The sequence below is a fragment of the Pseudomonas vranovensis DSM 16006 genome (assembly GCF_000425805.1).
GTDB lineage: Bacteria > Pseudomonadota > Gammaproteobacteria > Pseudomonadales > Pseudomonadaceae > Aquipseudomonas > Aquipseudomonas vranovensis.
Map to the genome: position 1 here is coordinate 135,979 of NZ_AUED01000011.1, position 23,900 is coordinate 159,878.

Annotated in this window: 20 protein-coding genes; all 20 read left to right on the forward strand. The window is 55.7% G+C overall.

Translation table 11 applies throughout. The features are described 5' to 3' along the window. Positions 1-4: 4 nt before the first annotated feature. The 20 genes from mtnA to H621_RS0112285 all read left to right on the forward strand — a co-directional run bounded on the left by mtnA (position 5) and on the right by H621_RS0112285 (position 23,857). Positions 5-1,081: an S-methyl-5-thioribose-1-phosphate isomerase gene (mtnA, locus tag H621_RS0112190; protein WP_028943671.1), complete on the forward strand. Its 1,077-nt coding sequence runs from the start codon at positions 5-7 to the stop codon at positions 1,079-1,081. A gap of 278 nt (positions 1,082-1,359) precedes the next feature. Then, positions 1,360-3,987 carry a DNA gyrase subunit A gene (gene gyrA / locus H621_RS0112195; RefSeq protein ID WP_028943672.1) on the forward strand — a complete coding sequence of 876 codons (2,628 nt, stop codon included), beginning with the start codon at positions 1,360-1,362 and terminating at the stop codon, positions 3,985-3,987. A gap of 99 nt (positions 3,988-4,086) precedes the next feature. After that, a complete protein-coding gene (gene serC, locus H621_RS0112200) occupies positions 4,087-5,172 on the forward strand; it encodes a 3-phosphoserine/phosphohydroxythreonine transaminase (protein WP_028943673.1) in 1,086 nt (361 codons plus the stop codon). Then, positions 5,172-6,266, forward strand: a complete 1,095-nt coding sequence (gene pheA / locus H621_RS0112205; protein ID WP_028943674.1) for a prephenate dehydratase — start codon at positions 5,172-5,174, stop codon at positions 6,264-6,266. Before serC ends, pheA begins: the two co-directional genes overlap by 1 nt. 77 nt (positions 6,267-6,343) lie before the next feature. Continuing rightward, complete coding sequence (locus H621_RS0112210) at positions 6,344-8,551, forward strand: bifunctional prephenate dehydrogenase/3-phosphoshikimate 1-carboxyvinyltransferase (RefSeq protein ID WP_245219060.1); 2,208 nt, start codon at positions 6,344-6,346, stop codon at positions 8,549-8,551. Beyond that, the gene (gene cmk, locus H621_RS0112215) at positions 8,548-9,234 is read left to right on the forward strand and encodes a (d)CMP kinase (RefSeq protein ID WP_028943676.1); all 687 of its coding nucleotides are present in this window, start codon (positions 8,548-8,550) and stop codon (positions 9,232-9,234) included. The genes H621_RS0112210 and cmk overlap by 4 nt, the downstream gene beginning before the upstream one ends. 126 nt (positions 9,235-9,360) lie before the next feature. Next, on the forward strand, positions 9,361-11,040 hold the full coding sequence (gene rpsA, locus H621_RS0112220) for a 30S ribosomal protein S1 (protein WP_028943677.1): 1,680 nt from the start codon (positions 9,361-9,363) through the stop codon (positions 11,038-11,040). Positions 11,041-11,301: 261 nt separating this feature from the next. After that, positions 11,302-11,619: an integration host factor subunit beta gene (gene ihfB / locus H621_RS0112225; protein ID WP_028943678.1), complete on the forward strand. Its 318-nt coding sequence runs from the start codon at positions 11,302-11,304 to the stop codon at positions 11,617-11,619. Next, positions 11,597-11,863, forward strand: coding sequence for a lipopolysaccharide assembly protein LapA domain-containing protein (locus H621_RS0112230; protein ID WP_036989753.1), 267 nt, complete (start codon positions 11,597-11,599; stop codon positions 11,861-11,863). Before ihfB ends, H621_RS0112230 begins: the two co-directional genes overlap by 23 nt. 411 nt (positions 11,864-12,274) lie before the next feature. Then, positions 12,275-13,327, forward strand: a complete 1,053-nt coding sequence (locus tag H621_RS0112235) for an LPS O-antigen chain length determinant protein WzzB (protein ID WP_028943680.1) — start codon at positions 12,275-12,277, stop codon at positions 13,325-13,327. 73 nt (positions 13,328-13,400) lie between these two features. Next, positions 13,401-14,651 (forward strand): oligosaccharide flippase family protein, encoded by a 1,251-nt coding sequence (locus H621_RS27070; RefSeq protein WP_051270525.1) that lies wholly within the window; start codon positions 13,401-13,403, stop codon positions 14,649-14,651. A gap of 79 nt (positions 14,652-14,730) precedes the next feature. Further along, on the forward strand, positions 14,731-15,732 hold the full coding sequence (locus H621_RS0112245; protein ID WP_028943681.1) for a hypothetical protein: 1,002 nt from the start codon (positions 14,731-14,733) through the stop codon (positions 15,730-15,732). Positions 15,733-15,769: 37 nt separating this feature from the next. Next, entirely contained in the window at positions 15,770-16,756 is a 987-nt protein-coding gene (locus tag H621_RS0112250; protein WP_245219061.1) for an EpsG family protein, read from the forward strand. A 90-nt stretch (positions 16,757-16,846) separates the two neighbouring features. Then, positions 16,847-18,058, forward strand: a complete 1,212-nt coding sequence (locus H621_RS0112255; RefSeq protein ID WP_028943683.1) for a glycosyltransferase — start codon at positions 16,847-16,849, stop codon at positions 18,056-18,058. Continuing rightward, positions 18,051-19,085, forward strand: a complete 1,035-nt coding sequence (locus H621_RS0112260) for a polysaccharide biosynthesis protein (RefSeq protein WP_028943684.1) — start codon at positions 18,051-18,053, stop codon at positions 19,083-19,085. Before H621_RS0112255 ends, H621_RS0112260 begins: the two co-directional genes overlap by 8 nt. A 3-nt stretch (positions 19,086-19,088) precedes the next feature. Next, positions 19,089-20,207, forward strand: coding sequence for a UDP-2-acetamido-2,6-beta-L-arabino-hexul-4-ose reductase (wbjC, locus tag H621_RS0112265; RefSeq protein ID WP_028943685.1), 1,119 nt, complete (start codon positions 19,089-19,091; stop codon positions 20,205-20,207). Between the two features lie 23 nt (positions 20,208-20,230). Continuing rightward, the gene (wecB, locus tag H621_RS0112270; RefSeq protein WP_028943686.1) at positions 20,231-21,361 is read left to right on the forward strand and encodes a non-hydrolyzing UDP-N-acetylglucosamine 2-epimerase; all 1,131 of its coding nucleotides are present in this window, start codon (positions 20,231-20,233) and stop codon (positions 21,359-21,361) included. Positions 21,362-21,366: 5 nt separating this feature from the next. Continuing rightward, positions 21,367-22,590, forward strand: a complete 1,224-nt coding sequence (locus H621_RS0112275) for a glycosyltransferase family 4 protein (protein ID WP_028943687.1) — start codon at positions 21,367-21,369, stop codon at positions 22,588-22,590. A 47-nt stretch (positions 22,591-22,637) separates the two neighbouring features. Continuing rightward, entirely contained in the window at positions 22,638-23,234 is a 597-nt protein-coding gene (locus tag H621_RS0112280; RefSeq protein ID WP_028943688.1) for a sugar transferase, read from the forward strand. Next, positions 23,231-23,857 carry an acetyltransferase gene (locus H621_RS0112285; protein WP_028943689.1) on the forward strand — a complete coding sequence of 209 codons (627 nt, stop codon included), beginning with the start codon at positions 23,231-23,233 and terminating at the stop codon, positions 23,855-23,857. The genes H621_RS0112280 and H621_RS0112285 overlap by 4 nt, the downstream gene beginning before the upstream one ends. The last annotated feature ends 43 nt before the right edge of the window (positions 23,858-23,900 follow it).

Below are 23,900 nucleotides of genomic sequence, written 5' to 3' on the forward strand. Positions count from 1 at the left end.
AGGCATGCGCGATCGACTACTGGCAGCAGAGAAGGTGAACGCCATCGATTGGCGTGATGGCGTCCTGTACCTGCTCGATCAGCGCGTTTTACCTTTCGAGCAGACCTGGCGGGCCTGTTCGAGTGCTGCCGAGGTGGCCCAGGCCATCCGCTCGATGACGGTGCGCGGCGCCCCTGCCATTGGTATCAGCGCTGCCTATGGGCTTGCCATGGCCGTTCGCCAGCGCCTGGCTGAAGGCGATGATTGGGAAATGGCCCTGGAAGAAGATTTCGAGCTGCTCGTCCACGCTCGCCCCACCGGCGCCAATTTGTTCTGGGCACTCAATCGCATGCGCGAGCGCCTGATGCGGATCAAGGAGGGTGAGGATGTGGCCGCGATCATGGAGGCCGAAGCCATCGCTATCCATGACAGTGACCGCGAAGCTAACCTGACCATGGCGCAGATGGGGGGCGACCTGATTCGCAAGCACCAGGGCAATGAGCAAGCCCTGTTGACCCACTGCAACAACGGTGCGCTGGCCACTGGCGGTTTCGGCACCGCCCTGGGGGTGATTCGAGCAGCCTTTATGGAGGGTATGGTCGAGCGGGTCTACGTCAACGAAACCCGGCCCTGGTTGCAAGGCTCGCGCCTGACCGCCTGGGAGCTGGCCGAGGAGGGCATTGCGCTGACGGTCAATGCCGACTCTGCTGCTGCTCATCTGATGAAGACCAAGGGCATTACCTGGGTCATAGTCGGTGCCGATCGCATCGCCGCCAACGGCGACGTGGCCAACAAGATCGGAACTTACCAGCTGGCGGTCAACGCGATGCACCACGGGGTGCGCTTCATGGTCGTGGCGTCGAGTTCAAGTATCGACATGAACCTGGAAAGTGGCGAAGACATCTTGCTCGAAGAACGCAGTGGCAGTGAACTGCTGGAGGTCGCTGGCAAGCGGGTAGGTGCCGATGTAGAGGCGTTCAATCCTGTATTTGATGTGACGCCGGCAGACCTTATTGATGTGATCGTGACCGAGAAGGGCGTTGTTGAACGGCCAGACACGGTAAAAATGGCGCAACTGATGTGCCGCAAGCGCTTGCATTGAGTCTTTTTCCTCGCTTGCGGCCTCCTGCGGCGGCTAACGGGCGTTACTGACGAGCAGTAGGGTAGTAGTGCCACACCGCACTCCCACCGCCTGGGCGATTGTGGTAACATCCGACGGTTTCCAAGGTGGCCCCGCGGGGCCGTCTTTACTGCGCAGATCCATGGCTTAACTCGTTGATTTGTCGTAAGTCGTTGCAAGGAGACACTTTGCAGCGGCGAGCTTCGTTCGTCCCATATGGATGTGACGAGGTTTCACCAGAAAAAGGAATCAGGCTTCTCATGGGCGAACTGGCCAAAGAAATCCTCCCGGTCAATATCGAAGACGAACTGAGACAGTCCTACCTCGACTACGCGATGAGCGTCATTGTCGGGCGTGCACTGCCCGATGCGCGTGATGGCTTGAAGCCCGTGCATCGCCGCGTTCTGTATGCGATGAGTGAACTGGGTAACGACTGGAACAAACCGTACAAGAAATCCGCCCGTGTGGTCGGTGACGTGATCGGTAAGTACCACCCGCACGGTGATACCGCGGTCTACGACACTATCGTCCGTATGGCGCAGCCGTTCTCGCTGCGCTATCTGCTGGTCGACGGCCAGGGCAACTTCGGTTCGGTGGACGGCGATAACGCCGCGGCCATGCGATACACCGAAGTACGTATGACCAAGCTGGCCCATGAACTGCTGGCCGACCTGCACAAAGAAACCGTCGACTGGGTGCCCAACTACGACGGCACCGAGCAGATTCCGGCGGTCATGCCGACCAAGATCCCCAATCTGCTGGTCAACGGTTCCAGCGGTATCGCCGTGGGCATGGCGACCAACATTCCGCCGCACAACCTCGGTGAAGTCATCGACGGCTGCCTGGCACTGATCGACAACGCCGACATCACGGTCGATGAGCTGATGCAGTTCATCCCGGGGCCAGACTTCCCGACGGCCGCCATCATCAACGGTCGCCAGGGCATTATCGAGGCCTATCGCACCGGTCGTGGCCGCATCTACATGCGCGCACGCTCCACTGTCGAAGACATCGACAAGGTCGGTGGTCGCCAGCAGATCGTCGTTACCGAGCTGCCTTACCAGCTGAACAAGGCGCGCCTGATCGAGAAGATCGCCGAGCTGGTCAAGGAAAAGAAACTCGAAGGTATCACCGAGCTGCGCGATGAGTCCGACAAGGACGGCATGCGTATCGTCATCGAGCTGCGTCGCGGCGAGGTTCCAGAGGTCATCCTCAACAACCTCTATGCCCAGACCCAGCTGCAGAGCGTCTTCGGCATCAACATCGTTGCGCTGATCGATGGTCGTCCACGGGTGCTGAACCTCAAGGACCTGCTCGAGGCCTTCGTCCGTCACCGCCGCGAAGTGGTGACCCGCCGTACCGTATTCGAACTGCGCAAGGCCCGCGAGCGCGGCCATATCCTTGAAGGCCAGGCCGTTGCCCTGTCCAACATCGACCCGGTCATCGCCCTGATCAAGGCTTCGCCAACCCCGTCCGAGGCCAAGGAAGCGCTGATCAGCACGCCTTGGGAATCCAGCGCCGTGCAGGTGATGGTCGAGCGCGCCGGTGCCGACTCCTGCCGTCCGGAGAACCTCGACGAGCAATTCGGCCTGCGCGACGGCAAGTACTTCCTCTCCCCAGAGCAGGCCCAGGCCATTCTTGACCTGCGTCTGCACCGCCTGACCGGCCTTGAGCACGAGAAGCTGCTGGCCGAGTACCAGGAGATCCTCAACCAGATCGGCGAGCTGATCCGCATCCTGAGCAGCGCCGAGCGCCTGATGGAAGTGATCCGCGAAGAACTGGAGCTGATCCGCGCCGAGTACGGCGATGTGCGTCGCACCGAAATTCTCGATGCCCGCCTGGACCTGACCCTGGGTGACATGATTCCGGAAGAAGACCGGGTCGTGACCATTTCCCATGGCGGCTACGCCAAGACCCAGCCGCTGGCCGCCTACCAGGCCCAGCGTCGCGGTGGCAAAGGCAAGTCGGCCACTGGCGTCAAGGACGAGGACTACATCTCGCACCTGCTGGTCGCCAACAGCCACACCACGCTGCTGCTGTTCTCCAGCAAGGGCAAGGTGTACTGGCTCAAGACCTACGAAATTCCCGAAGCCTCCCGTGCCGCGCGCGGTCGACCGCTGGTCAACCTGTTGCCGCTGGACGAGGGCGAGTACATCTCGACCATGCTGCCGGTCGAGGAGTACACCGAAGGTCACTTCATCTTCATGGCGACTGCCAACGGTACCGTCAAGAAGACCCCGCTGGAGTCCTTCAGCCGCCAGCGTAGTGTTGGTCTGATCGCGCTGGAACTGGACGAAGGCGACGTGTTGATTTCCGCTGCCATCACCGATGGCGAGCGTGAGGTCATGCTGTTCTCCGACGCCGGCAAGGTCACTCGCTTCAAGGAGTCCGACGTTCGCGCCATGGGCCGTACCGCCCGCGGTGTGCGCGGCATGCGCCTGGCCGAAGGTCAGAAACTGATCTCCATGATCATTCCGGAGGAGGGGAGCCAGATCCTCACCGCCTCCGAGCGTGGTTACGGCAAACGTACTGAAATCGGCGAGTTCCCCGAGTACAAGCGTGGCGGCCAGGGTGTCATCGCCATGGTCAGCAATGAGCGCAACGGCCGCCTGGTCGGTGCGGTACAGGTGCAGGATGGTGAAGAGATCATGCTGATCTCCGACCAGGGCACCTTGGTCCGTACTCGCGTCGGCGAGGTCTCCAGCCTGGGTCGCAACACCCAGGGTGTAACCCTGATCAAGCTGGCAAGCGACGAGACCCTGGTAGGCCTGGAGCGTGTCCAGGAGCCGTCCGAAGAGGAAGGCGACGAGGATTACGAGGGCGATGCTGACGCCGTCGAGACACCAGAGGCCCGGGCCGCTGGTGACGAAGAGGCGCCGCAGGAATAAACAACGCAGTAGCGCAACCCTGGTGGGGTGGTCGTGACGGCGCAGTGCTTGCGCCGTCCGGCCCGCTCCACGGACATCAAGAGCAGAGCGAGAGTGGATGTGAGCAAACGAGCCTTTAACTTCTGCGCAGGCCCTGCTGCGCTTCCTGACGCTGTACTGCAGCGCGCCCAGGCCGAAATGCTGGACTGGCATGGCAAGGGCTTGTCCGTGATGGAGATGAGCCACCGTAGCGACGACTACGTGGCGATCGCCGAAAAGGCCGAGCAAGACCTGCGTGACCTGCTGTCCGTTCCCGCCAACTACAAAGTACTGTTCCTGCAGGGTGGTGCGAGCCAGCAGTTCGCTGAAATCCCGCTGAACCTGCTGCCCGAGAATGGCACTGCCGACTATATCGAAACCGGTATCTGGTCGAAAAAAGCCATCGAGGAAGCCCGTCGTTTCGGCAACATCAACGTTGCTGCCAGCGCCAAGCCTTATGACTACCTGGCCATTCCAGGCCAGAACGAGTGGAACCTCACCCCCAACGCCGCCTACGTTCACTATGCCTCGAATGAAACTATCGGCGGCCTGGAGTTCGACTGGGTGCCGCAGACCGGTGATGTGCCGCTGGTGGTCGACATGTCGTCGGACATCCTCTCGCGTCCGATCGATGTCTCCGATTTCGGTCTGATCTATGCCGGCGCGCAGAAGAATATCGGCCCAAGCGGCCTGGTGGTGGTCATCGTTCGCGAAGACTTGCTGGGTCACGCCCGCAGCAGCTGCCCGACCATGCTCGACTACAAGGTCGCTGCCGACAACGGTTCGATGTACAACACCCCTGCCACCTATTCCTGGTACCTCTCGGGCCTCGTGTTCGAGTGGCTGAAGGAGCAGGGCGGCGTCGAGGCGATGGAGCAGCGCAACCGCGCCAAGAAAAACCGCCTGTACGGTTTCATCGACAGCAGCGACTTCTATACCAACCCGATCAGCCTCAATGCCCGTTCATGGATGAACGTGCCGTTCCGCCTGGCTGACGAACGTCTGGACAAGGCCTTCCTGGCTGGTGCTGACGCGCGTGGCCTGCTCAACCTCAAGGGGCATCGTTCAGTTGGCGGCATGCGTGCCTCGATCTACAACGCCCTGGGGCTGGATGCTGTAGAGGTGCTGGTCGCCTACATGGCCGAATTCGAGAAGGAGCACGGCTGATGTCGGAGCAGGAACTCAAGGCGCTGCGGGTGCGCATTGACAGCCTCGACGAGAAAATTCTCGAGCTGATCAGTGACCGTGCCCGCTGCGCCCAGGAAGTTGCGCGGGTGAAGATGGCTGAATTGCCGGCCGGCGAAGAGCCGATCTTCTATCGTCCCGAGCGTGAAGCGCAAGTGCTCAAGCGCGTCATGCAGCGTAATCAGGGGCCGCTGGGCAACGAAGAGATGGCGCGGTTGTTCCGTGAAATCATGTCCTCGTGCCTGGCGCTTGAGCAGCCGCTCAAGGTCGCTTACCTCGGGCCTGAGGGTACCTTCACCCAGGCCGCGGCCATGAAGCACTTCGGTCACGCAGTGATCAGCAAGCCGATGGCCGCGATCGACGAAGTGTTCCGTGAGGTGGCGGCCGGCGCTGTCAACTTCGGCGTGGTTCCGGTCGAGAACTCCACCGAGGGTGCGGTCAACCACACCCTGGACAGCTTCCTCGAACACGACATGGTCATCTGTGGCGAAGTCGAGCTGCGTATTCACCACCACCTGTTGGTGGGCGAGAACACCAAGACCGACAGCATCAGTCGCATCTACTCTCACGCCCAATCGCTGGCCCAGTGCCGCAAGTGGCTGGATGCGCATTACCCCAACGTTGAGCGAGTTGCTGTTTCAAGCAATGCCGAGGCGGCCAAGCGCGTCAAGGGTGAGTGGAACTCGGCAGCGATCGCGGGCGATATGGCCGCAGGCCTGTACGGCTTGACTCGTCTGGCCGAGAAGATTGAAGACCGTCCGGATAACTCCACGCGCTTCCTGATGATTGGTAGTCAGGAAGTGCCGCCGACCGGCGACGACAAGACCTCGATCATTGTGTCGATGAGCAACAAGCCGGGCGCTCTGCACGAGCTGCTGGTGCCGTTTCACCAGAACGGTATCGACCTCACGCGTATCGAAACCCGCCCTTCGCGCAGCGGAAAATGGACCTATGTATTCTTCATCGACTTCATGGGACATCACCGTGATCCGCTGATCAAGGCCGTGCTGGAGCAAATCAGCCAGGAAGCCGTGGCCCTCAAGGTGCTGGGTTCGTATCCCAAAGCGGTACTTTGAGGTAATGAATGGCGAACAAGCAGTATTGAACAGGGTCCAGCTCCGTGGTTGAACATGTGGTAAGCAAGGTCGAGCCGATCATTGGCAGGCTGGTTGTGGTCGGTCTGGGGCTCATCGGTGGCTCCTTTGCCAAGGGGCTGCGAGAAAGCGGCTTGTGTCGCGAGGTGGTCGGTGTCGACCTGGATCCGCAGTCGCGCAAGGTGGCGGTGGAGCTGGGGGTGGTCGATCGCTGCGAAGAAGACCTTGCCGCTGCCTGTGTCGGAGCCGATGTCATCCAGTTGGCGGTACCGATCCTGGCCATGGAAAAGCTCCTGGCTCGCCTGGCCCAGCTTGATCTCGGGCGTGCAGTGCTGACCGATGTCGGAAGCGCCAAGGGCAATGTAGTGCGTGCCGCTCGCGAGGCGTTTGCCGAGCGGCTGGCATGCTTCGTGCCCGGCCATCCGATTGCCGGCTCCGAACAGAGCGGAGTGGAGGCCTCCAATGCCGCACTGTTCCGTCGCCATAAAGTCATTCTTACCCCATTGGCAGAAACCGATCCGGCTGCACTGGCCCTGGTCGATCGTCTGTGGCGCACTCTGGATGCGGACGTCGAGCACATGCAGGTCGAGCGCCACGACGAAGTGCTGGCGGCGACCAGTCACCTGCCGCATTTGTTGGCTTTTGGTCTGGTTGACTCCCTGGCCAAGCGCAATGAAAACCTGGATATCTTCCGTTACGCTGCCGGGGGGTTCCGCGATTTTACAAGAATCGCGGGTAGCGACCCGGTCATGTGGCACGACATCTTTCTCGCTAACCGCGAAGCTGTCCTGCGCACACTGGATACATTTCGCAGCGACCTCGACGCCTTGCGCGACGCGGTCGATGCAGGGGATGGGCACCAATTGCTGGGCGTTTTCACGCGCGCCAGGGTTGCCCGCGAGCATTTCAGCAAAATCCTGGCCCGTCGGGCCTATGTGGACGCTATGAACTCCAATGACCTGATTTTCCTGGCAAATCCTGGTGGCCAATTGTCTGGCCGTATTCGCGTACCAGGCGACAAATCGATTTCCCATCGCTCGATCATGCTTGGCTCTCTGGCTGAAGGCACCACCGAAGTCGAAGGTTTCCTTGAAGGTGAAGACGCCCTGGCGACCCTGCAAGCGTTCCGTGACATGGGTGTGGTCATCGAAGGTCCGCACCATGGTCGTGTGACGATCCATGGTGTTGGCCTCAATGGCCTCAAGCCGCCGCCCGGCCCGATTTACCTGGGTAATTCCGGTACTTCGATGCGCCTGCTGGCCGGTCTGCTGGCCGCTCAGCCGTTCGATACCGTGCTGACTGGCGATGCCTCGCTCTCCAAGCGGCCGATGAACCGTGTCGCCAACCCGCTGAGGGAAATGGGTGCGGTGATCGAGACTGCAGCGGAAGGGCGTCCGCCGATGACCATTCGTGGCGGTCACACGCTCAAGGCGCTGACTTATACGCTGCCAATGGCCAGTGCCCAGGTGAAATCCTGCCTGCTGCTGGCAGGCCTGTACGCTGAAGGCAAGACCACCGTCACCGAGCCGGCCCCGACCCGCGATCATACCGAGCGTATGCTGCGTGGCTTCGGTTACAGCGTGAATGTTGACGGTCCTACCGCCTCTCTCGAGTCGGGCGGCAAGCTGAATGCAACCCATATTGAAGTACCGGCAGATATCTCCTCTGCGGCGTTCTTCCTTGTTGCGGCGTCGATTGCCCAGGGTTCGGAGCTGGTGCTCGAGCATGTAGGTATCAACCCGACACGTACTGGAGTGATTGATATCCTGCGCCTGATGGGTGGCGATATCACCCTGGAGAACCAGCGCGAAGTTGGTGGTGAGCCGGTTGCCGACCTGCATGTGCGCGGTGCCCAGCTCAAGGGGATCGAGATTCCTGAGCATCTGGTGCCGCTGGCCATCGACGAGTTCCCGGTGTTGTTCGTGGCTGCAGCTTGCGCAGAAGGCCGTACTGTACTGCGTGGCGCGGAAGAGTTGCGGGTCAAGGAGTCCGATCGGATCCAGGTCATGGCTGATGGTCTGCTGGCCCTGGGTGTAAAATGCGAGCCGACTCCGGACGGCATCATCATTGACGGCGGCCCAATCGGTGGCGGCGAAGTGCACGGGCATGGCGACCATCGTATCGCTATGGCTTTCAGCGTGGCCTCGCTGCGCGCTACTGCGCCGATCCGCATCCATGATTGCGCCAACGTCGCTACTTCCTTCCCGAACTTCCTGGCCTTGTGTGCCGAAGTCGGGATCCGTGTTGCAGAAGAGGGCAAGTCGTGAACCTGAAAGCGCCAGTCATTACCATCGACGGTCCAAGTGGTTCGGGTAAAGGTACCGTCGCTGGCCTTTTGGCGCGTGAGCTGGACTGGCGTTTGCTTGATTCGGGGGCTCTGTATCGCTTGCTGGCCTTTGCCGCGAGCAATCATGGCGTTGACCTGACCAACGAAGAGCTGCTGGTTACGCTGGCTGCGCACCTGGATGTGCAGTTCATCGCTGCAGAACCTGGCAAGTTGCAGCAGATCATTCTAGAGGGTGAGGATGTCAGTAATGTCATTCGTACCGAAACCGTTGGTGCCGGCGCCTCGATGGTAGCTTCGCTGCCAGCGGTTCGCGATGCCTTGCTCCAGCGTCAGCGCGCATTTCAAGAGGCACCAGGCCTGATTGCCGACGGCCGCGACATGGGCACTGTGGTGTTCCCTGACGCTCCGCTGAAGGTTTTTCTGACCGCCAGTGCCGAGGAACGTGCTCGTCGCCGTTACTTGCAGTTGAAGGCCAAGGGTGAAGATGTTAGTCTGTCGAGTCTGCTAGATGAGATTCGTGCGCGTGACGAACGCGACACCCAGCGCGCAGTGGCCCCGCTCAAGCCGGCGGCCGATGCGATCCAGCTGGACTCCACGGAGCTGTCCATCGAGCAGGTGCTGGAACGTATCAAGAGCGAGATCGCCCTGCGCGATATCGCCTGATAACCAGGGAGGCAAGCAGGGGCACCAGTCAACGTCCTGCTGGCTTTCCTTTTATATGAACGAAACCCACATTGTCTGGAATGTGGCTGATGGGCGTATGTCTCGCCCTAATCTACAGGAATTAAAATGAGCGAAAGCTTTGCAGAACTCTTTGAAGAAAGCCTGAAAACCCTCAATCTTCAGCCGGGTGCGATCATCACCGGTATCGTTGTCGACATCGACGGCGACTGGGTTACCGTACACGCTGGCCTGAAGTCCGAGGGCGTCATCCCGCTCGAGCAGTTCTACAACGAAGCTGGCGAGCTGACCATCAAGGTCGGTGACGAAGTTCACGTTGCGCTGGACGCGGTCGAAGACGGCTTTGGCGAAACCAAACTGTCCCGTGAAAAAGCCAAGCGCGCCGAGTGCTGGATTGTTCTGGAAGCAGCTTTCGCCGCCGAAGAAGTGGTCAAGGGCGTTATCAACGGTAAGGTTAAGGGCGGCTTCACTGTCGACGTTAACGGTATCCGTGCGTTCCTGCCGGGCTCCCTGGTTGATGTCCGCCCAGTGCGCGACACCACCCACCTGGAAGGCAAAGAGCTGGAATTCAAGGTCATCAAGCTGGACCAGAAGCGCAACAACGTTGTCGTTTCCCGTCGCAGTGTCCTGGAAGCCGAAAACAGCGCCGAGCGCGAAGCTCTGCTGGAATCGCTGCAGGAAGGCCAACAGGTCAAGGGTATCGTCAAGAACCTCACCGACTACGGCGCATTCGTGGACCTGGGTGGCGTCGATGGCCTGCTGCACATCACCGACATGGCCTGGAAGCGTATCAAGCACCCATCGGAAATCGTCAATGTTGGCGATGAGATCGATGTCAAGGTTCTGAAGTACGATCGCGAGCGTAACCGTGTATCCCTGGGCCTGAAGCAACTGGGTGAAGACCCATGGGTTGCTATCAAAGCTCGTTACCCAGAAAGCACTCGCGTAATGGCGCGTGTAACCAACCTGACCGACTACGGCTGCTTCGCAGAGCTGGAAGAAGGCGTGGAAGGTCTGGTGCACGTTTCCGAAATGGACTGGACCAACAAGAACATCCACCCTTCGAAAGTCGTACAAGTCGGCGACGAAGTGGAAGTCATGGTTCTGGACATCGACGAAGAGCGTCGTCGTATCTCCCTGGGCATCAAGCAGTGCAAGTCGAACCCATGGGAAGACTTCTCTGGCCAGTTCAACAAGGGCGACAAGATCTCCGGCACCATCAAGTCGATCACCGATTTCGGTATCTTCATTGGTCTGGACGGCGGCATCGACGGTCTGGTTCACCTGTCGGACATCTCCTGGAACGAAGTCGGCGAAGAAGCCGTGCGTCGCTTCAAGAAGGGCGACGAGCTGGACACCGTCATCCTGTCTGTTGATCCAGAGCGTGAGCGCATCTCGCTGGGCATCAAGCAGCTGGAAAGCGATCCGTTCTCCGAGTACGTTCAAGCGAACGACAAGGGTGCAATCGTTAAGGGTGTTGTAAAAGAAGTTGACGCCAAAGGCGCCATCATCACCCTGGCCGACGACATCGAAGCCACTCTGAAGGCTTCCGAAATCAGCCGTGACCGCGTTGAAGACGCGCGTAACGTCCTGAAGGAAGGCGAAGAGATCGAAGCCAAGATCATCAGCGTTGATCGTAAGAGCCGCGTGATCAGCCTCTCCATCAAGTCGAAAGACGATGCTGAAGAGCGTGAAGCTATCCAGAGCCTGAAAGAAACTGCTCCGGAAGCTGCTGCTGACACCACCATGGCTGCGCTGCTGCGTCAGGCAATGGCCAAACAGAACTAAGTTCTGCTTGGATAGAAAAAGGGCGACTTCGGTCGCCCTTTTTTGTGCCTGGCGTTTGGCCTTGTTCTGCTAGAGGGTGGCTCGCTGTAACCCTTGTGCTGGCTGGGTTTGTGATGATGTCGCGCGCAGAGGGGTGTTTATCCTTGACGGGGGCTACGCAAGATTCTTCGATTAAGTCAATAAGCGCCCTGTTCAAATCCCTCAGGTCATGCTAAAAACTATGAAGCAATGATCTAGCTGCTTGATAAAGAAGGGAAAAATATGACGAAGTCGGAGCTGATCGAACGTATTGTCACCCATCAAGGGCTGCTCTCATCCAAGGATGTCGAGCTGGCCATCAAGACTATGCTTGAACAAATGTCTCAATGTCTGGCGACCGGTGATCGGATCGAGATCCGGGGGTTTGGCAGTTTCTCTCTGCACTACCGTGCACCGCGAGTAGGGCGCAACCCGAAGACCGGCCAGTCGGTGAGCCTGGATGGCAAGTTTGTACCGCACTTCAAACCGGGGAAGGAGTTGCGGGATCGGGTGAATGAGGAAGAGGCGGGTACAGATCATGGAGGCGTTGGGCGTGCATAAGGTCAATCGCCTATTGTTGGTTTTGCTGCTGTTGCTTTTGGTTGCCCTTGTCCTGGTGTTCACCCTCGAAAACCAGCAGGTAATCAGCCTGATGTTTCTGGGGTTCGCATTGCCACCAATGCCAGTTGCTTTGCTCTTGGTAATGGCCTTGGTGTTGGGGCTCTTGCTCGGGCCGGTTCTGGGGGCATTGCTAGTGTGGCGCGCTCGTCACAAGATCAGGCAGTCAGCGCGATCCCCCCGCTAGGGGGTGGTTTCGATTCTTTCTGGTGCATAGATTTCGCGTGTCTGCGCACTGCCTCAGGGGTATTTATCCTAGCCATCGATAAGGATTCTTATTAGCGATATTGTGCTATTAGCCGACAGTCGGGGTCGCTCGTCAATGAACTATTAAGTCGCTGGTAAGTCAGAAAAGCTTGCTTTGCTGATATGTCAGTATCAGATATTCTAAGCGCGCCACACGAACTTAGTGTGTAGGTCATTTTTGGCTTGTCTTTAGGAATGCTTGCGAACTGAGTCAGACCTTTCTGGTTTTTCGGGTTGGTCTTGAGCGAATTACCACTGTCACCTAAGTTTGCGCGCGCCTGTGCCTCTTTCCGGTCAGCGAGCCCGCGTTGATAAAGCCTGGTGAGCTGTATACAAGGAAAATAGAGTAAAAATGGTTAGTGAGCGCCTGGTACAGAATGACGAAATAGACCTGACGGAAGTGTTCAAGGGGCTATGGAGGCAAAAGCTGCTTATCCTGCTGTGTGCAGTCGTGGTGTTCCTGGCGGCGGCGGGCTATGCCTGGAAAGCCACGCCTATCTACGAAGCAGAATTGATTATTCAGCCTCCTACCCAGAATGACATTGCAAATCTCAATTTTGGCCGGGGCGGAGATAGTGGCCTGGGTTTCCTGCAGGTAAAGGAAGTCTATGCTGTCTACCTGGCGCACTTGCAGTCCGAAACACTGCGTTGGGAGTTGTATCGCAAGCTGTATATGCCAAGCCTGACGGATGCACAACGTGGGGGCTCTCAGAATTCTCGATTCACTCAATTCAGCAATTCGTTGATCGTTGAGCCTGTTCGTAAGGATGACCCGACCCGTTTCTCGATTACATCGAATGTCGCTGATCCGAAGCAGGCCGTAGAATGGGTTGAGGCCTTTGCAGCCTTGGCCAGCGACAAGGCCAAGGAAGAGGTACTCAAGAATATCAAAAGCGATGCACTGGTCAAGGCTGACAATTTGGAAAAACAAATTGATCATTACCGTGCAAGCTCCCGAAAAGAGCGTGAAGACCAGATTGTCCAGCTCAAAGAGGCTCTGCGTGTAGCGAAGTCAATTGGGCTGGAGAAGCCGCCAATCATCAGCGGGAGACTAGCGGCGGAAGTATCCTCCGGCATGGATAGCTCCTTGATGTACATGCGCGGCACTAAAGCACTTGAGGCAGAGATTGAAAACCTGGAAAGCCGTCAGTCGGACGATCCATTTATCAGTCACTTGCGCCAGAACCAGGAAAGCATTGCCTTCTATCGCACGCTCGAGATCAATCCTGCGAGCGTCACAGTATTTCGTCAGGATGGGATCGTTGATCCTCCCGATCAGCCGATCAAGCCGAGGAAGCTGATGATCATGGCGCTGGGTCTGGTGCTGGGGCTTGGCTTGGGTGTCTTCGTGGCATTGGTTCGCTTTTTCTTGTCTGAAAGGATGGGGAGTCGGCGCGCAGTATAAGACGAAAAATGAAATAATTTAGAGTTCTAGATTGGCCTGATGTCCAGGTTTATAGGTTTTGTGAGGTGATTTGTTGAATCTGGCTCAGGTCAAGCAGCTCTACAGGGATAATGTCAAGGTAATAAGTAATTATTCCCACATGACTATCCTGCAAGTGGCGAACTCATTCTTTTATTTGCTGATTTATCCATTTGTTATCAATAATGTTGGTATTGATAATTTTGGGCTTTTTGTGTTTGCCACCAGCATTGCAGCTTATTTCATGGTTTTTATAAACTTTGGATTCGACATGCATGCCGCCAAGCTGGTGTCGCTGAGCCAGGACGATAAGGCCTTGCATGCGTCGCTGCTGTCTTCCGTGACTGTGACTAAAGTCGTGCTGGAGCTCCTGGCAGTGGCGGTGTTTGTTGCCTTGCTCCTGCTGGTTCCGTTCATGAAGGCGAATGCATGGATTTTCATCATGTGTTTTGCCAACACGCTGTCGTGCATATTTTTGCCGCTCTGGTATTTTCATGGCATGCAACAAATGAAAATACTTACTACCGTCCAGCTCTCGTTGAAGTTGCTGTCGTTGCCGGTCATTTATCTGCTGGTGAAGGATGTTGATGATGTCGACACCTATACGTTTATAGTTGTGGCCACCAACGTACTGGCTTCCGTTGTAGCGTTCTACCTGGCATTAAGGCATACGCGGTCTGCGCTGAAGTGGCCGGCGTTTTCAGGCGTTATTGCCTTGTTGCGTGAGGTGCAGCCGTTTTTCTGGTCCAGTGCAACCAATACGCTCAAGCAGAAAAGTATAGAAATCATAATCGGTTCTTTCTTCGGCATGAAAGAAGTGGCGATCTATGACCTCGCCAACAAGATTTTCTCAGTGCCCAGTCTGTTGGCCTCCAACATCAATGCAGCCCTTTTCCCGATGATGGTGAAAAGCGCACAAAGAAACCTTATCAATAAAATCATCAAGGTTGAGATCTTCATCGGTCTGCTGTGCATGCTCTCGGTGGCGCTGGGTGGCTACTGGGTGGTGCGCTTGGTATCTGTGCACGATATGGAGGAAGCCTATTACCTCTCAATGTTGCTCAGTATCAATATCATGACGTTCCTCATCGTCGGTAGTCATATCTACTTCATATTTGTACCGCGTCAACGGTATGACTTCGTGCTCAGGAATCAGGTGGTTTCAGTTATTTCGTTCTATGGTTTCTGCGCTGTTTATCTGTCCTTGAACTGGAGTATCTATTCGGTGGTGCTGGCGTTGGTGAGTTCAGCGATGCTCGAGATTATGTATAGTTATTCGCTGGTCAAGAAAGTTCAGGATTATTAAGCCTGCCGATTGCCGGTGCCGCTGCGGGTGGTAGTTGGGTCCTCAGGTAATCAAAGGTTAGGAGAGGGGTGTGGCAGCAATGGAACAATTTGATATTCCAGTGGTTCTGCTTTTGTTCAAGCGCATTGACAAGCCGCTGGAGGTCATCAAGCAGATTGCCAAGGTTGCCCCGGCCAAGCTGTACCTACTCTCGGATGGCGGTCGCAACGATGAAGAGAAGGCGCAGGTAGCCCAGTGTCGCCAGGCGATTGAAGCTGCTATCACTTGGGATTGCGAAATTATCCGCAAGTACGAAGAAAACAACATTGGCGTGTACGCAAATATTGGTGAAGGCGCCAAGTGGGTTTTTCAGCGAGAAGAGCATGCAATATTTCTCGAAGATGACAACCTTCCAGAGGTAACATTCTTTGCGTTTTGCCGGGAGATGTTGCTTCGCTACAAGCATGACACGCGTGTTCTTTGGGTATGTGGCACGAACTATTTGAAGACCTATGAGCCTGAAGATGGTTCCAGCTATGTATTCACCAAGAACATGATGCCGTGCGGATGGGCTTCCTGGTCTTACAAGTTCACAAGGTTCTACGATGGTGAGTTGGTCCTGTGGCGTAATGACTATATTCGCAACAGAATAAAGGATGAGTACGTGTACAAGAAACTCTACTATCAGGATAGCTACAATCTGGACTATGAGGTGGATGCCAAAGAGAAAAGCGGGCGATTCTACTCATGGGACTACCAGATGAGTTTTTCGGTACGTGCTCACAACCTGTATGCCATCGTACCCAAAAACAATCAAATCACGAATATTGGTGTTGATCTTGACTCCACCCATGGTGGTCACTCGATGGAAAATCCCATGGTGGAAAGGTTCTGCGGCTTGCCCACCCGGTCAATGGAGTTTCCATTGAAGCATCCTGAAGTGTTGCTTATCGATAAGACCTTTGAAGTGGCGGTTGCGAAAATTATCCTCGACCCTCAGTTCTTCTCGCTGCGTTCGATTGTGTCCAGGGTGATCAGAGGTGCGTTGGGTGTTAGTAAGTCAGAAAGCATATCTAGTTTTATTAAGAACAAATTAAAATAAAGCAGGCGATATGGAAAGAAGAAGACAGTTGTCCATCGTGTTCGCTTTGCCTGTTTTTCTGGCGATGTGGATGCTCTATGGATGGAACTACTGGAACGGTGATCGAGAGGCGTATGAGCTGTATTATCATACGCGAGACACGCTTGCCAGCTGGGGGAAAGAAGTAGGTTATGGTTATCTGAATATCTTTTTCAGCCACGCAGGACTTTCTTATCAAGGGTTTCAGGTCATCATATCGTTTGTGACCCTGTTACTGGTCTGGCGATATGTGCTAAAGCGTGCTTTGGCTCCGCTGGCATCCTTGCTGATCTATCTTGTGTGTTTCTTTCCGCTCGATTTCGTGCTGGTCAGAAACTCTCTTTCTTTTGCTATTTTTCTTCAGGCAATGCTTGTGTTATTCGAGAATAAATCGTATAGCCGGTTAAAGTATGTGCTGTTGATTATCTTGGCTGCCTCTATTCACCAGTCAGCGCTGCTCTTCCTGTTCTTCATTGTCATGCCCGTGAATAGGGTTGTATCTTTTTGGCGTTTCTTCTTTATTTTCTTTTCCTTTATCTGTGTCTATATTCTTGTGCGTTACTGTGTGCCATTGCCTGCTAGTCTCGCCAGTCATTTCAGTTATTATGATACTTCATTGAAAAGTTCGTTGGCTAACTTGGCTGTGCACGTGTTTTCGGTCACGCTGGTGCTTTTTGCTGTTTTTGCCGAGCGGCTAAGTCTTCGGCAGGTGTTTGATGCGGCGGGGCGGGATAAAGAGCTTGTATTTATTTTGAATCTCAACTTGTTTTCCCTGTTTTTCGTTGTGTTGTATTTTGAGTCTGAGATATTTGTTCGGCTATTCCGAACTATTGTATTCTTCAATATGTTGTACTGTGTTAATTCGTTGTTCTTGAGGCGGCGAAGCTATTTCTTTCTCGGTCTGTATTTGCTGTTTTTTGCAGGTTATCTGGTTTTGTTTTATATTGTTCCGGTTGCGCATTTTTCGGTGCTGCCGTTGCTCAGGAACAATCTGCTTTGGAATTGATGGGATGGGCAAGGGCTTGAGGGTGTCTGGTGTTGTCGGTCGACAGGTGGTCGATCGATTGCGTTTGGTAATTGCTCAGGTGAGGGCGTGATGAGAGTACTGTTCCTGGGTGGGATTTTTAGTGACAGCGACAAGAACAATATTGTTCAGAAGTCTAAGGGCGGAATGCAGCACGCCGCAGACACGCTCCAGAAAAACTACATTCAGGGCTTCTCGCAAAGCCCGTCTGTCGATTCGCTGACGGTGATAAATCTGCCATTTATTGGCGCTTATCCCCGGCGTTATAGCGATATTTTCTATCAGCCTGCTGCGAAGCGGGAAACCCTGGATCGCGTTACCATCATGAATGTCAGTTTCTTCAATCTGACGATCGTGAAGAACCTGCACAAGGTCGTGCGTGCCGTCAAGGCGATTCTGCTGCAAATGAAAGCTGACAAAGGCAAGCCTCAGGTATTGGTTTGCTACTCCATGCACTTGCCGTTCCTGCTGGCCTGCTACGTGGTCAAGTCTCTGCGCAGCGATACGCATTTTTGTGTTATCGTTCCGGATCTTCCTGAGTACATGGCTGTACGACGCGGACTGGCGAAATTCGCATACAATATGCTATCGCGCATCTCTTACTTTATTGTCAATCGCGCAGACAGCATTTCGGCAATCACCAAGGACATGCTGGGGGAATTCGATGACGGCATCAAAAAGGTGGTCATTGAAGGCATCGCCGATAAGCGTTATATCGCCTTGACTGACGCGGTAGAGCGGAAAAAGTATTTCTTGTACACCGGCACTCTTGATCGCCGCTACGGCATAAGAAACCTGGTCGACTCTTATGTGGCTTCGGGTGTCAGTGACTACGAGCTTTTTATCTGCGGTGACGGTGATGATCGCAAGTATGTAGAACAGATTGCTGCTGTACAGTCGGGTGTAAGGTATTTTGGACAGCTGGATCGCGAGTCGGTTTTGAAGTTGCAGCGTAATGCGGCATTGCTGGTTAACCCGCGAGATAACGACTCTGTCTATACGAAGTACTCATTCCCATCCAAGATCATCGAGTACATGTCGTCCGGGGTTCCTGTCCTAATGTACACGCTCGATGGTATTCCTGAAGAATATTACGATTTTTGTTATCTTGTTCCGCCGGGCAGTGATGGCCTGAAGATGAAGTTGCTGGAGCTGTCAAAGCTCGCTGATAGTGAATTTGTCAGCAAGGGTGCGCTGGCCAAGCAGTTTATTGTCGAAAATAAAATGCCTGATATGCAGGTCGCTAAATTGTTGGATGCTATTAAAGGGAAATGTCATGTTTAAAGGCAAAAAGCTGCTGATCACCGGTGGTACTGGTTCTTTTGGTAATGCTGTGCTTAAGCGTTTTCTCGATACCGATATCGCCGAAGTCCGTATCTTCAGCCGCGACGAGAAAAAGCAGGATGACATGCGCAAGCGCTATGGTAGTTCCAAGCTGAAGTTCTACATCGGCGATGTTCGTGACTACCAAAGTGTACTGAACGCCACCCGTGGCGTGGATTACATCTTCCACGCCGCCGCCCTGAAACAAGTGCCTTCCTGCGAATTCCACCCGATGGAAGCGGTCAAGACCAACGTTCTGGGTACCGAAAACCTGCTTGAAGCCGCTATTCAGAACGAGGTCAAGCGCGTTGTCTGCCTGAGCACCGACAAGGCCGTGTACCCGATCAATGCCATGGGGATCTCCAAGGCAATGATGGAGAAAGTCATGGTGGCCAAGTCGCGTAACGTCGATGACACTAAGACCGTTATCTGCGGCACCCGTTATGGCAACGTGATGGCGTCCCGCGGTTCGGTAATTCCGCTGTTTATCGATCAGATCCGTGCCGGCAAGGCCCTGACCCTGACTGATCCGAACATGACGCGTTTCATGATGACGCTCGCCGACGCCGTGGACCTGGTCCTGTATGCATTCAAGCACGGTAACAACGGTGACCTGTTCGTGCAGAAAGCGCCAGCAGCGACCGTCGAAGTCCTGGCTCGCGCACTGACTGATCTGGTCGGTAAGCCGGAGCACCCTATCCAGGTCATCGGTACTCGCCATGGCGAAAAACTCTACGAAGCACTGCTCAGCCGTGAAGAAATGGCGTGTGCAGAAGACATGGGCGATTACTTCCGCGTTCCGCCTGACTTGCGTGATCTGAACTACGCCAAGTTTGTCGAGCAGGGCGAAACCAAGATTTCCCGCACTGAAGACTACAACTCGCATAATACCGAACGTCTGGATGTGCAGGGCATGCAGCAGTTGCTGCTCAAACTGGACTTCATGCGTGCGATTCAGCGTGGCGAACACGCAACGCCCGAGGAATAAGCGATGAAGGTTCTGATTACAGGTGCCAACGGTTTTGTCGGTCAAAATTTGATCGCTCACCTGGGGGAGCGCAGCGACGTCGAAGTGCTGCGCTTTACTCGCGAGGATTCACTGGCGAGTCTGCCAGGCTTGGTTGCGCAAGTGGATTTTGTGTTTCACCTGGCAGGTGTCAACCGCCCGCAGGACCCGCAGGAGTTCCATTCCGGCAACACCGACCTGACCCGCGCCGTATGTGGCGCGGTCAAGGCCAGTGGCCGCAAGACGCCTGTGCTTTACACATCGTCCAGCCAGGCCGAACTGAATAACCCCTATGGCAGTAGCAAGCGTGGTGCCGAGCAGGTCTTACTTGACCTGAAGTCCGAGCATGGCTCTGCTGTGCACCTGTTCCGCCTGCCTAATGTATTCGGGAAGTGGGCACGACCGAACTACAACTCGGCGGTGGCGACCTTCTGCAACAACATCGCCAAGGATCTGCCGATCCAGATCAACGACCCAAGCGCGCGCATTAATCTGGTCTACATCGACGATGTTGTCAGCCATTTCATTGCCGTGATGGATGGCAAGCTGGCAGGGGAGCCGTTTGTCAGCGTCGAGCCTCAGTACAGCATCACCGTCGGTGAGCTGGCGAATCAGTTGGCCGCATTTCGTGACAGTCGCAAGAGCATGATTACCGAGTCGGTAGGCACCGGGCTGCTAAGGGCGCTGTATTCGACTTACCTGAGCTACCTGACGCCTGATCGCTTTACGTATGAGGTTCCCAAGTACGGGGATCCGCGTGGCGTCTTCGTGGAAATGCTCAAAACGCCGGACGCTGGCCAGTTCTCGTACTTCACCGCGCATCCTGGTATTACCCGCGGTGGCCATTACCATCACTCCAAAACGGAGAAGTTCCTGGTTATTCGGGGCAAGGCCTGTTTCCGTTTCCGTCACATTGTTTCCGACGAATTTTACGAGTTGTTCACCACCGGCGAGCAACCAGAAATCGTTGAAACGGTGCCAGGCTGGACGCACGACATCACCAACGTGGGCGAGGACGAGATGATCGTCATGCTCTGGGCTAATGAGATTTTTGACCGCGAGCACCCGGATACCTACGCTCGGCCGGTGGGCACCGAAGCCTGAGCCGCTGTTTACAGGAAATTGCAATGAAGAAAATGAAAGTTGTAACAGTGGTGGGCACTCGTCCGGAAATCATTCGCCTGGCGCGGGTGATGGCCAAGCTCGATGAGCACTGCGAACACATCCTGGTGCATACCGGCCAGAACTACGATTACGAACTCAACGAGATCTTCTTCCAGGATCTGGGTATTCGTAAACCTGACCATTTCCTTAACGCTGCCGGAGCGTCCGGTGCGGAAACCATTGGCAATGTGATCATTGCTGTGGACCGGGTGCTGACAGAAGTCGAGCCTGAAGCTCTGCTGGTGCTGGGCGACACCAACAGCTGTATGGCGGTAATTCCGGCAAAACGTCGCAAGATCCCTACCTTCCATATGGAAGCTGGCAATCGTTGCTTCGATATGCGCGTGCCCGAGGAAATCAATCGGCGGATCGTTGACCATACGGCCGACATCAATCTTACCTATAGCACCATCGCCCGGGATTACCTGCTGCGTGAGGGCCTCTCTCCCGACATGGTGGTCAAGACCGGTAGTCCGATGTTTGAAGTGCTTTCGCACTATCGCCCACGAATCGATAGTTCGGATGTTCTGCAGCGTCTTGGTTTGCAGGAAGGTAAGTTCTTCGTGGTCAGTGCCCATCGCGAAGAAAACATTGAAGCCGACAAAAACTTCCTCAAGCTGGTGGACGTCCTCAACACCGTTGCGGCGCAGTATGACCTGCCGGTGATCGTATCGACCCACCCGCGCACTCAAAAGCGCGTCGATGCCCTGGGCGTGACCTTTCACTCCAACGTCCGTCTGCTCAAGCCACTGGGCTTTACTGACTACAACAAGCTGCAGTTGGCCTCCAAGGCGGTACTGTCGGACAGCGGTACCATCAACGAAGAGTCGTCGATCCTGAACTTCCCTGCGCTGAACCTGCGCGAAGCCCATGAGCGCCCGGAAGGCATGGAGGAGGCTGCGGTGATGATGGTTGGTCTGGAGCTCGAGCGCGTGTTGCAAGGCCTGCAATTGGTCGACTCCCAGCAGCGCGGTTCTGTGCGTGACTTCCGGCTGGTGGAAGACTACAGCATGCCGAATGTCTCCGAGAAAGTCGTGCGCATCATTCATAGCTATCGAGACTATGTAATGCGCACAGTCTGGAGAAGGTACTGATCGGGATGGGCGTTCGCGTTCTATTGCTCACACAGTGGTTTGACCCTGAACCGACCTTCAAAGGGCTGGTGTTTGCACGAGAGCTGGTCGCACAAGGCTTCGAAGTTGAAGTCGTGACCGGATTCCCCAATTACCCGGGCGGCAAGCTGTATCCCGGGTATCGGGTCAAGCTCCTGCAGCGCGAGGTGATCGACGGCGTCAAGGTCACCCGTGTACCGCTGTATCCCAGCCATGGGCAGAGCGGCATTGGGCGTGTGCTCAACTATGTCAGCTTTGCTGCGAGTAGCCTGCTCTATGGATTGTTTGGCGCGAAAAAGCCAGATGTCATCTATGCCTACCACCCGCCGCTGACGGTAGGGATCGCCGCAGCCTGCATCCGTTTGCTGCGGCGTGTTCCGGTGGTCTACGACATCCAGGACATGTGGCCGGACACACTGCGGGCGACAGGGATGTTTTCCAACGAAAAAGCACTCAGGATTGTTTCGGGTGTGTGTGACTGGGTGTACAACCGTGTCGATCAGGTGGTCGTTTTGTCGCCTGGCTTCAAGCGGCTGCTGATTGAGCGGAACGTGCCGGCATGCAAGATCGACGTGATCTACAACTGGTGTGCCGAAGACATGGTTTGTGCGCCGGACGCGGCACAGCCAGCCAACTTCCCGGATGTTTCCCGGTTTCGAATATTGTTCGCCGGGAACATGGGCAAGGCGCAATCGCTTGAAGCGGTGATGGCGGCGGCACAGCTGCTGAAAGCTCGTGCCCCGGAGGTGATATTCGTTTTCCTCGGCGGTGGCGTCGAGGTTGCCCGGCTCCAGGAAATGGCCAAGGCCAGTGGGCTCGATAATGTGACCTTCCTGCCAGGTGTGCCGATGACGGACGTCGGGGCCTACCTTGCCCATGCCGACGCCTTGCTGGTGCACTTGAAAAAAGACCCGCTGTTCACCATTACCATCCCGTCAAAAACCCAGGCTTACATGGCTGCCGGCAAGCCCTTACTCATGGCTGTGGATGGGGATGCTGCCGATCTGGTGCGTGAGGCGGGCTGCGGCGTTGTCAGCGAATCGGAGAACCCCGAGTCCATTGCTCAGGCCGCCGAGGCGTTGCTGCGTTCGATCAGGGAGGAGCGCCTGGCCATGGGGCATAAGGGGCGCGCGTATTATCAACAACAACTGTCGCTGCGGGTAGGGGTCGAGCGATTTGGCGCGCACTTCCGTCGCTTGGCGAAAAAATGACCGACGCAGTGCTTTCAAGCTTGGAAGGGTAGGGGCAGGGGTTTCTAATGTTAAAGCGTTGTTTCGATATTGTCGTTGCGGGAGTAGGGCTCATCCTGCTGTCGCCAGTTATTGCGATCGTTGCCTACCTGATCCGCAAGCGCCTGGGTTCGCCGGTCCTGTTCAGACAGGTTCGGCCAGGCTTGCATGGCAAGCCGTTTGAAATGGTCAAGTTTCGTACCATGCGTGATGCAGTTGATGCCAACTGTAACCCGCTGCCGGATTCGCAACGCATGACCCCCTTCGGTAGTTTTCTTCGTTCAAGCAGTCTGGACGAGTTGCCCGAGCTGTGGAACGTGATCAAAGGTGACATGAGCCTCGTAGGGCCACGACCGCTGTTGATGGAATACATGCCGCTGTACGACGGCGAACAGTTGCGTCGCCATGAAGCGCGCCCTGGAGTTACCGGTTGGGCGCAAATCAACGGTCGTAATGCATTGTCCTGGGAAGATAAGTTCAAGCTGGATGTCTGGTATGTCGACAACCAGTCGCTGTGGCTTGATATAAAGATTATCTTTCTGACTATCAAGAAAGTGCTGGTCCGGGACGGAATTTGCGCTGATGGTGAGGTCACGATGTCCAAGTTTACCGGCACCAAAAAATGAAAAAACTTGCCATTATCGGTGCCAGTGGCCACGGCAAGGTCGTAGCCGACACAGCCGAGTGCTGTGGTTGGGACACCATCGAATTTTTTGATGACGCGTGGCCGGGACTTGTAACCAACGGAACTTGGCCGGTAGTTGGAACAACGGCGGACCTGCTCGCACGCGTGCAGGACTACCAGGGTGTTCTGGTGGCAATCGGCAATAATGATATCCGTCAACGCAAGTTGAACGAGCTCAAGGTCGTGGGTGCCCGGTTGCCGGTGCTTCAACACCCAGGTTCAGTGGTAAGCCGTCACGCATCGCTCGGGGCAGGCACTGTGGTGTTCGCCACGGCAGTGGTGAATGCCTATGCCAGGATCGGCGAAGGTTGCATCTTGAATACCGGCAGCAGCGTCGATCATGACTGCCAGCTGGGCGACTGTGTCCACGTTTGCCCTGGTGCGAGGCTGGCAGGCATGGTCAAGGTTGGCGACCTGAGCTGGATAGGCATTGGAGCATGTGTACGGCAGGTATTGAATATTGGCACCCGGGTGGTTGTTGGCGCTGGGGCCGCTGTAGTAAATGATATCTCTGATAACATGACGGTGGCCGGGGTGCCTGCGCGCGCTCTTGGCCATGCTTGAAAAAAGTCTCAGTTCATGAAGGATGGTCAGGGCTCGAACATAC